11 protein-coding genes are annotated in these 12,431 nt (G+C 72.3%); 7 read left to right on the top strand and 4 right to left on the bottom strand.

Annotated elements, in window-relative coordinates:
* Window positions 1-79: 79 nt before the first annotated feature.
* From IE258_RS23750 to IE258_RS23725, 6 genes are all read left to right on the top strand, one after another.
* Window positions 80-973 (top strand): DMT family transporter, encoded by an 894-nt coding sequence (locus IE258_RS23750; RefSeq protein ID WP_189746588.1) that lies wholly within the window; start codon window positions 80-82, stop codon window positions 971-973.
* A 31-nt stretch (window positions 974-1,004) separates the two neighbouring features.
* A complete protein-coding gene (locus IE258_RS23745; protein WP_189746586.1) occupies window positions 1,005-1,547 on the top strand; it encodes an NUDIX hydrolase in 543 nt (180 codons plus the stop codon).
* Window positions 1,548-1,942: 395 nt separating this feature from the next.
* Window positions 1,943-2,335, top strand: coding sequence for a YidH family protein (locus IE258_RS23740; protein WP_189746584.1), 393 nt, complete (start codon window positions 1,943-1,945; stop codon window positions 2,333-2,335).
* A 2-nt stretch (window positions 2,336-2,337) separates the two neighbouring features.
* Window positions 2,338-2,667: a DUF202 domain-containing protein gene (locus tag IE258_RS23735; protein WP_189746582.1), complete on the top strand. Its 330-nt coding sequence runs from the start codon at window positions 2,338-2,340 to the stop codon at window positions 2,665-2,667.
* 124 nt (window positions 2,668-2,791) lie between these two features.
* A complete protein-coding gene (locus IE258_RS23730) occupies window positions 2,792-3,817 on the top strand; it encodes a phosphotransferase family protein (protein WP_189746579.1) in 1,026 nt (341 codons plus the stop codon).
* 7 nt (window positions 3,818-3,824) lie between these two features.
* The gene (locus IE258_RS23725; RefSeq protein ID WP_189746577.1) at window positions 3,825-5,039 is read left to right on the top strand and encodes an acyl-CoA dehydrogenase family protein; all 1,215 of its coding nucleotides are present in this window, start codon (window positions 3,825-3,827) and stop codon (window positions 5,037-5,039) included.
* A 63-nt stretch (window positions 5,040-5,102) separates the two neighbouring features.
* Here IE258_RS23725 and IE258_RS23720 read toward each other — a convergent pair whose 3' ends face one another.
* From IE258_RS23720 to IE258_RS23710, 3 genes are read right to left on the bottom strand one after another with little or no spacing between them, the layout of a single operon-like run.
* Window positions 5,103-5,696 carry a TetR/AcrR family transcriptional regulator gene (locus tag IE258_RS23720; protein WP_087810197.1) on the bottom strand — a complete coding sequence of 198 codons (594 nt, stop codon included), beginning with the start codon at window positions 5,694-5,696 and terminating at the stop codon, window positions 5,103-5,105.
* 33 nt (window positions 5,697-5,729) lie between these two features.
* Window positions 5,730-7,400, bottom strand: coding sequence for a class I adenylate-forming enzyme family protein (locus IE258_RS23715; RefSeq protein ID WP_189746575.1), 1,671 nt, complete (start codon window positions 7,398-7,400; stop codon window positions 5,730-5,732).
* The gene (locus tag IE258_RS23710) at window positions 7,397-8,167 is read right to left on the bottom strand and encodes an SDR family oxidoreductase (protein WP_159325471.1); all 771 of its coding nucleotides are present in this window, start codon (window positions 8,165-8,167) and stop codon (window positions 7,397-7,399) included. The genes IE258_RS23715 and IE258_RS23710 overlap by 4 nt, the downstream gene beginning before the upstream one ends.
* 172 nt (window positions 8,168-8,339) lie before the next feature.
* Here IE258_RS23710 and IE258_RS23705 point away from each other — a divergent pair, with 172 nt between their 5' ends.
* On the top strand, window positions 8,340-9,602 hold the full coding sequence (locus IE258_RS23705; protein WP_189746573.1) for an exo-beta-N-acetylmuramidase NamZ family protein: 1,263 nt from the start codon (window positions 8,340-8,342) through the stop codon (window positions 9,600-9,602).
* A gap of 16 nt (window positions 9,603-9,618) precedes the next feature.
* Here the strand turns inward: IE258_RS23705 and IE258_RS23700 are convergent, their stop codons facing one another.
* Window positions 9,619-12,426, bottom strand: coding sequence for a penicillin acylase family protein (locus IE258_RS23700; RefSeq protein WP_189746571.1), 2,808 nt, complete (start codon window positions 12,424-12,426; stop codon window positions 9,619-9,621).
* Between the last annotated feature and the right edge of the window lie 5 nt (window positions 12,427-12,431).

The following is a 12,431-nucleotide window of genomic DNA, read 5'->3' as shown; positions in this document are numbered from 1 at the left end:
CGCCCGGCGCCTGTCCCCCACCCCCGTTAGTGTCGTCCCCGACGCCCCCGTGACCCGACTGACGATCGAGGTACGCAGCGTGTCGGTTCTCGTTCTGGTTCTCGCCGTGTGCGCCGCGTGCTGTCTGGGTTTCGGTTTCGTCCTCCAGCAGAACGCGGCCGAGCGCGCCCCGCTGGGCGACTTTCTCTCGCCCCGCCTGCTGCTCGACCTGGTGCGGGTGCCGCGCTGGCTGGCCGGCATGGGCCTGATGGTGGCCGGTATGGTCCTCGGCGCGATCGCGCTGGGCGGCGGCGAACTGACCCTAGTCGAGCCCCTCCTGGCAACGAACCTCCTCTTCGCCCTCGCCCTCTCCCGCTTCCAGACCCGGCAGCCGCTGGGCCGCCAGGGCTGGGCCGGCCTCGCGCTGCTCGCGGGCGGGGTGACCGCGTTCATCCTGGCGGGCGAGCCGCGCGGGGGCAGTGCGGTGACCGACCCGCTGCGGCACTGGCTGATCGTCGGCGTGATGCTGGGCCTGGCCCTCCTGCTCACGCTGTGCGCCGGCCGCCTGCGGCTGACCTGGGGCCCGACGCTGCTGGCCCTGGCCGCCGGCCTCCTCTACGGGGTTCAGGACGCTTTGACCCGGGTGAGCGGCCGGCGCTTCTCGGCGGGCGGCCTCGCGGAACTGCTGACGGGCTGGCAGCCGTACGCCGTGGTGGTGCTCGGCGTCACGGGCCTGGTCCTGGTCCAGAGCGCCTTCGAGACGGCGCCGCTGCGCAGGTCGCTGCCCGCGCTGACGGCGGCCCAGCCGCTCGCGGGCATCGCCTGCGGGGTCGGCTTCCTCGGCGACCGGCTGCACACCGACACCGGGGCGCTCGCGTGGCAGGCGGGCGGCCTCGCGGCGGTCGTGGCGGGCATCGTCCTGCTGGGCATGCATCCGGCGATGCCGCAGGGCACGGGGGAGAGCGGGCGCGAACGGGCGCTGGAGCGGAGCTGAGGCCGTCGGCTGCTGCTGCTTGGATGGGCGCATGAGCTCTGCTGACGAGATCCTCGACATCGTCGACGAGAACGACCGCGTCGTCGGGCAGGCCCGGCGGGGCGACGCGTACGCGCGGGGGCTGCGGCACCGGTGCGTGTTCGTGTGGGCCCGGGACCCGGAGGGCCGGGTCTTCGTCCACCGCCGCACGGCGACGAAGCTGGTGTTTCCCGCGCTGTACGACATGTTCGTCGGCGGGGTGGTGGGTGCGGGCGAGTCCTACGACGACGCGGCGCTGCGGGAGGCGGAGGAGGAGCTGGGGGCGAGCGGGCTGCCGCGGCCGGAGTTCCTGTTCAAGTTCCTGTACGACGACGGGGCCGGGCGGACCTGGTGGTCGGCGGTGTACGAGGTGCGGGTGGCGGGGGCGGTGTCTCCTCAGGTGGAGGAGGTGGCCTGGTACGGGTTCCTGCCGGAGGCGGAGCTGGAGGGGAGGCTCGGGGAGTGGGAGTTCGTGCCGGACGGTTTGTCGGCGTATGCGCGGCTGCGGGCCTGGCGGGGGTCGAGTGGACCGGCGGCGAGCGGTGACCCGGCGTGAGTGTGACCGCGGGGGTGGGAAGCGCGGCCCGGCGCTGACGGGGCGCCGCCTGCGCCCACCCGTGCCGCCCCAGCGGCACGACTGCCCGCAGCTACGGCGGCGGGACGACAGCCCGCAGTTCCGGAGCGGGGAGCCGCGTACGGCGAGGAGGGGACGTGTCGGGGGGTGTTCGCCCGCAGCGGTTGGCGCGTCAACGCCCCGCACCCCTGTGAAAAACCGATTCCGCGCCGTTCCGAGGACGAACACCCCCCGGCGCGGCCCCGACCCACCACCCCACGCACCGCGCTACGCGCACCCCCACCGAACCCGCAGCGACGCCGCAGGCACCCCGCACCCCCACCGAACCCGCACAGGCGCCGCAGGCACCCGCGGCGGGGGCCGGATAGGGTCCCCGGGTGATCGATTTCGTGCGGAGCGTCCGGTTGTGGTTCGTGCCTGCGGAGGTACGGCAGGAAGGGGGAACCCCCGACTACCGGTTCTCGCTGGCCAACGAGCGGACGTTCCTGGCCTGGCTGCGTACCGCCCTCGCCCTGATCGGCGGCGGGTTCGCGGTGGACCAGTTCCTGCCCGACCTGCGCTGGGGCTGGCGGGTCGGGCTCGCGCTCGCCCTGCTCGTCGCCGGTGTGCTGTGCTCGCTGCGGGCCGTGAACCACTGGGCGCGCTGCGAACGCGCCATGCGCCGGGGCGAGGACCTTCCCGTCTCGCGCTTCCCGGCGCTGCTCAGCCTGGTCGTCGCCGTGGTCGCCGTGGTCATGGTCGTGGTGGTCCTCGTCGGCTGGGAGGCCTGAGCGTGAGCGGCGCCGACGCGGCACCCCCGGACCGCGACCCCGGGCTCCAGCCCGAGCGCACCCGGCTCGCCTGGCGCCGCACCACCCTGTCCGCCACGGTCGTCGCCGTACTCGCCGCGAAGACCGCGGTGCACGGCGGCGCGACGGCCGTCTCGGTGCTCGCCGCCGCCCTGTGCTGCGCCCTCTGGCTGGCCTTCCTCCGGATCGCCCACGGCCGCATCGGCACCCTCGCCGCCGCGCACCGCCCCCGCGCCCTCACCCCGGCGCACGCCGCCGCCGCGGCCCTGTGCACGCTGGCCCTGGCAGTCTGCGGCGCGTTCCTCGTCTTCTGAGACGGGGAGACCCCGCAGAACCGGCCGGCCGTAACGCCGATCACGTTCCGCCCGCCCACTGGACGGCATACCGACCGGTCGGCATCATGTGTCGGGTACTGTTCACCCGTCCCAGGGAGAGACGATGAGCCCCGACCACCCGCCCGGACTCGATCTCGACCGGTTGCGCGTCCTGCTCGACCGCGAGCGGCCCGGCCTGGTGACCGGTCCGCTGTCCGGCCGGCTGATCGAGGGCGGACGGTCGAACCTCACGTACGCCGTCTCGGACGGCGCCGCCCGCTGGGTCGTACGACGCCCACCGCTCGGCCACGTCCTGGCCACCGCGCACGACATGCGGCGCGAGCACCGCGTCATCAGCGCCCTGCACCCGACCGACGTGCCCGTCCCGCGCCCGGTACTCCTGTGCGAGGACGAGGAGGTGCTGGGAGCGCCGTTCTACGTGATGGAGTTCGTAGAGGGCACCCCGTTCCGCACCGCGGAACAGCTCGCCCCCCTCGGCCCCGAGCGCACCCGCGCCGCCGTGCTGAACCTGGTCGACACACTGGTCGGCCTGCACGCGGTGGACCCCGCCGAGGCGGGCCTCGCGGACTTCGGCCGCCCCGACGGCTTCCTGGACCGCCAGCTCCGCCGCTGGGCCAAGCAACTCGACGCCTCCCGCAACCGCGACCTGGCCGGCATCGACGAACTGCACGCCACCCTCGGCCGGGAACTGCCCCGCTCGCCCGCCCCCACCGTCGTGCACGGCGACTACCGCCTCGACAACGTCCTGATCGGCGGGGAGAACGACGAGATCCGGGCGATCCTCGACTGGGAGATGTCCACCCTCGGCGACCCGCTCACCGACCTCGGCCTGCTGGCGATGTACAGCAGTCCGCTCGGCATGCCCGACTCCCCCGTCTCCACCACGGCACAGGCCCCCGGCCACCCCGCCCCCGCCGAGCTGATCGAGCGGTACGCCACGCGCTCGGGGCGCGACGTGTCCGCCGTCGCCTGGTACACGGCGTTCGCGTGGTTCAAGCTCGCCGTGATCCTGGAGGGCATCCACTACCGCTACACGCTGGGCCAGACGGTCGGCCGCGGTTTCGACCGCATCGGCGACCTCGTCCCCGTCTTCATCGAGCACGGCCTGACCACCCTTCAGGAGGGCTGACCCCGCCATGGACTTCGCGTACGACGCACGCACCGAGGAACTCCGCGCCAAGCTGCTCGCCTTCATGGACGAGTACGTCTACCCGGCCGAGCAGGTCGCCCACGAGCAGCGCGCCCGCCTGGCCTCCCCGTGGGACACCCCGCAGGTCGTCGAGGACCTGAAGGCCGAGGCCCGCCGCCAGGGCCTGTGGAACCTGTTCCTCCCCGACGCCGAGCACGGCGCCGGCCTCACCAACCTCCAGTACGCCCCGCTCGCCGAGATCACCGGCCGCAGCCCCCAGCTGGCGCCCACGGCGACGAACTGCGCGGCCCCCGACACCGGGAACATGGAGGTGCTGGCCCAGTTCGCCGACGAGGCGCAGCAGAAGCAGTGGCTTCAGCCGCTGCTCGCCGGCGAGATCCGCTCCGCGTTCGCGATGACCGAACCGGACGTGGCCTCCTCCGACGCCACGAACATCACCACGCACATCGAGCGCGACGGCGACGAGTACGTCGTCACGGGCCGCAAGTGGTACATCTCCGGGGCGATGAACCCCGACTGCAAGATCTTCATCGTGATGGGCAAGACCTATCCCGACGGCGAGGACATCCGCCGCCAGCAGTCCATGGTGCTGGTCCCCCGCGACACACCCGGCGTGACCGTCAACCGCGCGATGCAGGTCTTCGGTTACGAGGACCACTACCACGGCGGCCACGCCGAGGTGACCTTCGACCACGCGCGCGTGCCGGTGACGAACCTGATCGGCGAGGAGGGCGGCGGTTTCGCCATCGCACAGGCCCGCCTGGGTCCGGGCCGCATCCACCACTGCATGCGGCTGATCGGCATGGCCGAGCGCGCCATCGAGCTGATGTGCCGCCGCGCGGTGTCCCGCGAGGCCTTCGGCAAGGCGCTGGCCCAGCAGGGCGTGGTCCACAACTGGATCGCGGACGCCCGGGTCACCGTCGAGCAGCTGCGGCTGCTGGTGCTGAAGACCGCCTGGCTGATGGACACCGTCGGCAACCGGGGCGCGCACACCGAGATCCAGGCCATCAAGATCGCCACGCCTCGGGCGGTGGTCGACATCATCGACCGGGCGATCCAGCTGCACGGCGCGGGCGGCGTGAGCCAGGACTTCCCGCTGGCCGAGCTGTACGCGGGGGCGCGGACGCTGATGATCGCCGACGGCCCCGACGAGGTCCACCAGCGCTCGCTGGCCCGCCGGGAGATCAAGAAGTACCTCTGAACGTACTTCTGAACGAACGAAGGCGCGCCCCCGGGGACTCCGGGGGCGCGCCGCACGGTCGTGTCATGGCCGCAGGGCCCGCAGCAGCAGATCGGCCAGGTGGTCGGCGACCTCCTGCGGGCTGAGCGGCCCGTTCGGCCGGTACCAGGTGGACAGGTGGTGGATGGACCCGAAGTGGTAGTCCACCACCAGGTCGGCCGGGGTCTCCTTGGTGAAGACGCCGGTCCGCTGGCCCTCCTCGATCAGTGCGCGGAAGCGCTCGTGGTAGCGGCGGCGCTCGGCGCGCACCTGCTTGTTCTTCTCCGGGCTGAGCTGGTGCATGGACCGGAAGAAGATCGACGCGTCGTCGAGGTTGTCGATGGTGGTGACGACGACGTCGGCCGCCGCGTCCCGCACCCGCTTCTCGACCGGCTCGTCGGCGTCCGCGAAGGCGTCCAGGCGTTCCTGTTGAAGGCGCAGCACGCGCGCGTACACCTCGTGCAGCAGGTCGTCCTTGGAGCCGAAGTAGTGGTAGAGCGCCCCCTTGGTGACGCCTGCCGCCTCGACGATCTCCTGTACCGAGGTGCGGTCGTAGCCCTGCTCGGCGAAGAGCCGGGTGGCGGCGGCCAGGAGCCGCTGCGGCACCGGAGTGCCGTCCCCGTCCGTGGTCCTGGGCACTGCCGTCACCTGCCTTTCCTTTTCACTGTCCGTTCACTGCTGCGTCCCGTCATTACCGGAACGCAGTTCCCGACGGAGGATCTTCCCACTCGCCGTCTTCGGCAAGTCGGGCAGGATCTCCACCTGGCGCGGGTATTTGTAGGCGGCCAGTCTCTCCTCGCAGTAGGCGACGAGGGCGTCCGGGTCCGTGGCGGCGCCCGGCCGGAGGCTGATGTAGGCCTTGACGGTCTCCCCGCGGTACCCGTCGGGCACGCCGACGACGGCGGCCTCGCGCACCGCTGGGTGGGTGTACAGCACGTCCTCGACCTCGCGCGGCCAGACCTTGAAGCCGGAGGCGTTGATCATGTCCTTCTTGCGGTCGACGACGTAGAGCCACCCCTGGGCGTCCATGAAGCCGATGTCCCCGGTGCGCAGTTCACCGCCGGGGAAGGTCTCGGCGGTGGCGTCCGGGCGGCGCCAGTAGCCGGGGACGACCTGGGGGCCGCTCACGACGATCTCGCCCTGCTCCCCGAACGGCACCTCCGCGCCCTGGTCGTCGACGATCCGCACGACGCTCTCGGGGCCGGGCACGCCGACCGCGAGGGTCCCCGAGACGGGATCCACCGGGGCCTCCAGGTGCGGCGGTACGGAGGCGCAGGGCGCGGTGCACTCGGTGAGTCCGTAGCCGTTGCGGATGTACGGGCCGAAGCCCGCGCGGAACTTCTCCACCAGGGCGGGCGGCAGCGGGGCGCCGCCCGAGGAGATGTTCGCGAAGGACGCGAAGTGCTCCCGGGTGACCGAGGGGTGGGCGGCGAGCGCCATGAAGGCGGTGGACGGGCCGACCGTGTAGTGCGGCCGGTGCTCGGCGAACGCGTCCAGGACGACACCCGCCTCGAAGCGGTACGCCAGGACGAGGGTGCCCACGCTGTTCAGGCAGGCGCCGAACTCGCAGACCATGCCGGTGATGTGGAACAACGGGGCCAGCGCGAAGTAGACCGGCGCCGCGGGCAGGCCGAGCCCGGTGCGCTGCCGCTCGGCGTTGTACATGATGTTGCGGTGGGTGTTGGTGGCACCCTTGGGCGTGCCGCTGGTGCCCGAGGTGTAGCTGATGAGCGCGGTGTCGCCGGGCTGCGGGTCGCGGCCCTCGGGCGCCCGGTGGCCGGCGCGGGCCACCCGGGCGAGGTCGTCGGCGTCGGGGGCGTCCGGCAGCCGCTCGAACGTCAGCACGCGCGCGTCCTGGCGGGTCTGGAAGTCCAACTCGCACCCCGTGAGCACGATCCGCACCGGCGAGTCGGCGGCCGTCTCGCGCAGGTACGACTCCCAGGCCCGGTCGGAGCAGATCAGCGCGGCCACCTCACCGTCCCGCAGGACGTGGCCGACCTCCCCCGACTTGTACATCGGGTTGACGGGCACGACGACCGCGCCCGCCTTCCAGGCGCCCAGCACGGCGAGCACGAAGTGCGGGGAGTTCTGCAGCAGGACGGCGACCCGGTCGCCGCGCTCCAGGCCGCGCGCGACGAGGTGCCCGGCGACGGAGTCGCTCAGCTCGTCCACCTCGCGGTAGGTGAGGCGGCCGTCGAAGTAGGCGAGGAAAGCGCGGTCGGGGGCCTCGGCGGCCGCCCGGCGCAGGGCGTGCACGAGGGAAGCGTCGGGGTCGAGCGGGGCCTTCTGCGCGTCGGTCAGCAGGCCGAGCCAGGGCCTGGCCGCGTAGCGGGAGCCGGTCACCGGGCCGTCGCCTCCTCCCACTGCCGCTGGAGCCGGTTCATGCCGTGCAGCCAGCGGTCGGGTTCGGTGGCCCGGGCCTGGTAGTACTGCGCCACCTCGGGGTGCGGCAGGATCAGGAAGCGGTCCTCCTCGATGCCCTTGAACAGGGCGTCCGCGACGTCCTGCGGCTCGATCGCGGTGGGCTGGAGCACCAGTTCGCCCGCACTGCCGCTGGCAGTGAGCATGTCGGTGCGCACCCCTTGCGGACAGATGGCGTGGACCTTGACCCCGCGGTGGCGGTACGTCAGGGACAGCCACTCGGCGAAGGCGTACGCGCCGTGCTTGGTGACGCTGTAGGGGGCGGCTCCGATCATGGTGAGCAGTCCGGCGGCCGAGACGGTGGAGACGAAGCGGCCGCTGCCGCGCTCCAGCCAGTCGGGGAGCAGTTCGTGGGCCGCCCGCACGTGGGCCATGACGTTGACGTCCCAGGCGAGTGCCCAGACGGCCTCCTCGGCGGCCTCCGTACCGCCGCAGCCGACACCCGCGTTGGCGCAGTACACGTCGACCCTGCCGCCCAGCGCGTCGCGGGCCTCGGTGACGATCGCGGAGGCGTCGCCGGGGACGGCGATGCCGCCGATCTCGTCGGCGACGGCCTTCGCCCGGCCGGCGTCCAGGTCGTTGACGACGACCCGGGCCCCCTCGGCGGCGAAGCGGCGGGCCAGCGCGGCTCCGATGCCGCCTCCCGCCCCGGTGACGACGACTCCGGCGTCCTGCACGGCTTCCACCATCGGTCTCCTTCGACACGGCTCGGGCACGACTCGCTCCCTGTTGCAGCGCCAGACTAACCAGTCGGTATGTCGTACGGAAGAGGTGAACCGCGGTCTACTCCATTCCCCGGGCGCCGGGGTGCGGGTTAGCGTGCGTGCGCATGACACCCGCCGCGATCACGGAGGTCACCGCATGACGCTGTCCAGACGCAACCTGCTCGCCACGACGGCCGCGGTGGCGGCCGGCACCACGGCCGCCACCGCGTCGGCGGGCACGGCGCAGGCCGCGCCCGCCGGGCACGGGGGCCGCCGGCTGCGCACCGGCTTCGAGCGCCTCGCCGACGACGGCTACGCGCCGCTCAGGGGGCAGAAGGTCGGCGTCGTCACCAACCCGACCGGCATCACCCGGGACGTACGCCACATCGTCGACGTCATGCACGCCGACGACCGGGTGAACCTGACCGCCGTCTTCGGCCCCGAGCACGGCTTCCGCGGTACGGCGCAGGCGGGCGGCTCCGAGGGCCGCTACGACGACCCCGCGACCGGGCTGCCGGTGTACGACACGTACCTGAAGAGCGGGCAGCCGCTCGCGGACGTGTTCACGGCGTCCGGCGTGGACACCGTCGTCTTCGACATCCAGGACGTGGGCGCGCGTTTCTACACGTACATCTGGACGCTGTTCGACTGCATGGAGGCGGCCTCGCTCGCGGGGAAGCGGTTCGTGGTCCTGGACCGGCCGAACCCGGTGACCGGGCGGGCGGCCCTCGGCCCGGTCCTGCACAAGGAGTTCGCGACCTTCGTCGGGCGGCAGCCGATCGCGCAGGCCCACGGCATGACGGTCGCCGAGCTGGCCCTGCTCTTCAACGGCGAGTTCCTGACCTCGCCAGTTCCGCTGGAGACGGTGACGATGTCGGGCTGGAGGCGCTCGGAGTTCTACGACGCCTGGGGGCTGCCCTGGGTGCCGCCGAGCCCGAACATGCCGACACCGGAGTGCGCGCTGGTGTACTCGGGGACCTGTCTGTTCGAGGGCACGAACCTCTCCGAGGGCCGCGGCACGACCCGCCCGTTCGAGCTGCTGGGCGCCGAGGGCGTCGACGGGAGCTGGGCCGCCGCCGTGAACGAACTCGGGCTGCCGGGTGTGCGGTTCAGGGAGGCGTACTTCGCGCCCACATTCTCCAAGTTCCAGGGGAAGACCGTCGGCGGTGTGCAGCTCCACGTGCACGACCGGGCCGCGTTCGACCCGGTGCGCACCGGAATCGCCCTCCTGGTGACCGCCAAGCGGACCTGGGACGGCTTCGCCTGGCGGTCGGACAACTGGATCGACAAGCTCACCGGGTCCACGCAGGTGCGCACGATGATCGACGCCGGTGCGGACACCGACGACGTGGTGGCCGGCTGGGAGGCGGAACTGGCGGCGTTCCGCAGGACACGCCGCCAGTACCTCCTCTACAGGTGACCTGCGGGCCGGCCGGTCACCGGTGGGACGTGAACTCCACGACCTGCTGGTAGGTCGGCCGGTTCTGCCAGCTGATGCCGCCGTGCTTGATGCCGCCGAGGGTGCGGTGGATCACCGAGTCGGCGCACCACTGGTCCCCCGCCGAGCAGCTGTCGTCGCCTGGATAGACCTGGGCGGCCGTGCGGCCCGCCGCCTCCTTCAGGGTGGAGACCAGGGAGTCCCGGCAGGCGGCGAGGTCGCCGTCGCCGCAGTACGTGTGCGCGAGCGGACCCTTGACGGACTCACCGAGCACGGACCGGATGTCCTTGTCGACATAGCTCCACCAGCCGTACTGGAAGGCGCTGCCGGCGTGGGCACCGGTCGGGCCGTGGGCGGCGGACGGGGACTCGTCGACGGGCAGGTTGCGGGTGAAGGCGGTGTAGAGGTCGGTGCCGAGGCCGGGTTCGAACTCGGCCTTCACCAGCAGCGGCCACCAGGCGTCCAGGGTGCGGATCGCGTCGGCGTGGGCGTACTTCTTGGAGCCCGCCGAGGTCTCGGTGCGCAGGCCGCCCGCGGACAGCCACGCCTTCAGCCGGTCCACGGCCGTCTTCGCCGCCGGGTCGGTCACCGGTGCGGACTCGACCACCTTCAGCAGGTCGGGCAGGACGTCCTCGGCCCGCAGGTCGGCGAGGCCCGCCTCGGCCATGGCCTTGACCAGCGCGGTCCGGGTGACGCCGCCTGCGGCGACCAGCTTCTTCACCCGGTCGTCGAGGAGGTTGCCGCGGTGGACGGAGCCGTTGCCCCAGGAGGCGGCGGGGTAGTCCTTGGCCTGCTTGTTGTTCCAGGAGACGTAGTAGTCCTGGTCGACCGACTGCGGGTGGGCGGAGGCGCCGGTGTAGCGGGCGGTGTTGTCGGCGGGGTCCCAGCCCCGCCATTCGTACGCGGACCGGGCCCAGACCGGGAACTCGGCGTCGACACCGTCCGCGCGCACCGGGTTGTCGCCGCTGTTGTAGTACGCGGTGTGCTCGGAGTCGGCGTAGAACCAGTTGAAGGTGTAGTTGATGTGCTGGACGGCGCCCTGGAAGCGCTGCGGGCTGTTGAGGTAGTCCGGGTCGTTGAGCATCTGGAAGCCGATGATGGAGTCGGCCTCGTGCATGTAGGAGGAGCGCAGGGTGGTGTAGGCGACCTTCTTGCCGCCGACCGTTGCGCGGGACTCGACGGGGCCGTACTTGGTGCGCCAGACCCGCATCGTGTAGGAGCCGGCGGCGGTGGAGTCGGCGACGGTGGGCTTCCAGGCGTTGTGCCGCTCGACCTTCTCCATGGGCGTGCAGGTGCCGCGGTAGAGGTAGTGGTAGTCGTCCTGGCACAGCTCGACCGCGTAGGTGTCGATGATGTCCTGGCCCGAGGTGGTGGCGCTCCAGGCGTAGTCCTGGCCGCGGCCGAGTTCGACGTACATGCTCAGGCCCGCGAAGGAGGCGCCGCGGGCGCTGATGCCGGGGCCCTGGATCTCCTGGAGCATGAGGAGCTGCGGCGCGAAGTAGCCGGTCTGCGGTCCGAAGACGGCGACCGGGTGGCCGCTGGCGGTGTGCTCGCCGCTGACGACGAGGGCGTTGGACATACCGCGCCGCGCCGAGGTCACGGCGGTGTCCGCCGCCTTGGCCGATGCGCCGGTCGCGCCCGCGGCGGCAGCGCTGCCCGTACGGTCGTACACCAGCGGTTCCGGCTCGACCGACCCGGCGTCGGGCAGGGCGCGGCCCTGCGGGTCGTCCGGGGTGGGCAGGTACGGGAAGCTGCCGTCGTGCTGGGTGAGGACGGCCTCGGGGTCGTTGCGCTGGCGGAAGGACTCCCAGACCTCGGTGCCCTCGGCGACGCCGTACTTCTCCTGGGCGGCGAGGAGGGAGAGCGCGTTGTTGACCTCGCCGCCGCCTCCGGCGCCGAAGAGGGAGCCGATGACGGAGGCCAGCGCGATCAGGTCGGTACGCTTGAAGCGCTCGATGGTGCCGGAGTTGGTGATGGCGTCCTTGTGGCCGGTCAGGACGTACTCGCCGGGGAAGTAGCGGCCCTTGTCGGAGGCGTCGATGTAGGCGTTGACACCGGCGACGTAGGCGTCCACGTCGGCCAGGGCCAGCTCGCCGCGCTCCCCTGCCTTGGCGGCCGCGCTCTCGATCTGCGCCTCGAGGTCGTCCTCGGTGTAGGGGGCGCTGCGCCAGAACTGCTGCTCCAGGCCCTGGTTGGCGGGGGCACCGCCGGCGAAGGGGGTCAACTGGCCGCGTCCGACGTGCCGGAAGAGGTCCATGAGCCACAGCCGGTCCTGGGCCGCGGCGTAGCCGGCGCCGAACTCGGTGCCGTAGCGGGTGGTGCCGGTGATGTGCGGCACGCCGGTCTTCTTGTCGCGGACGATGGTGACGTCGTCGCGTCCGGCGGGGCGGACGGTGGAGGCGACCTGACCGTCCGGGACGCCGAAGGAGGCGTCGTTGAAGAAGGTGTTGATCTTGTCGTTGGTGAGGCCGGTGTAGCCGGTGGCGAGGCCGGCGTAGGGGCCGAGCTGGTCCTCGGCGTGCGCGGGCTGGGTGCCGAACGCCTGGTTGAGGAGGATCTGGGCGAGGGTGGCGTTGCCGTTCTGGCCGGGCGGCAGGATGTCGGAACACTGGCCGCCGCAGTGGTCGTTGGCGGCGGCGTCGACGGCCGTGACCTCGGCGGATCCGCTCCCGGCGGCCATGGCCGGGGAAAGCGGTGACAAAAGTCCGGCAATGAGGGCGCATACGGATGCGGTCTTCAGGAACCCGTGGAGGCCGCGGGGAGTTCTCAGTCTGTCGAGGGCGTTGCGTGGGGTGCGCCGTGGCATGGCAG

Origin of the sequence: Streptomyces tendae (genome assembly GCF_014650435.1) — a bacterium.
Taxonomy (GTDB): Bacteria; Actinomycetota; Actinomycetes; order Streptomycetales; family Streptomycetaceae; genus Streptomyces; species Streptomyces tendae.
The sequence above is the reverse complement of the archived record's forward strand: the minus strand, read 5'-3'. Positions and strand labels throughout refer to the sequence as shown.

What these genes read in the sequence shown, in the direction of transcription:
- IE258_RS23710 (WP_159325471.1), bottom strand. Translation starts at nt 8,167, where the DNA reads ATGGTGGAAGCCGTGCAGGACGCCGGAGTCGTCGTCACCGGGGCGGGA.
- IE258_RS23730 (WP_189746579.1), top strand. Translation starts at nt 2,792, where the DNA reads ATGAGCCCCGACCACCCGCCCGGACTCGATCTCGACCGGTTGCGCGTC.
- IE258_RS23745 (WP_189746586.1), top strand. Translation starts at nt 1,005, where the DNA reads ATGAGCTCTGCTGACGAGATCCTCGACATCGTCGACGAGAACGACCGC.
- IE258_RS23700 (WP_189746571.1), bottom strand. Translation starts at nt 12,426, where the DNA reads ATGCCACGGCGCACCCCACGCAACGCCCTCGACAGACTGAGAACTCCC.
- IE258_RS23725 (WP_189746577.1), top strand. Translation starts at nt 3,825, where the DNA reads ATGGACTTCGCGTACGACGCACGCACCGAGGAACTCCGCGCCAAGCTG.
- IE258_RS23705 (WP_189746573.1), top strand. Translation starts at nt 8,340, where the DNA reads ATGACGCTGTCCAGACGCAACCTGCTCGCCACGACGGCCGCGGTGGCG.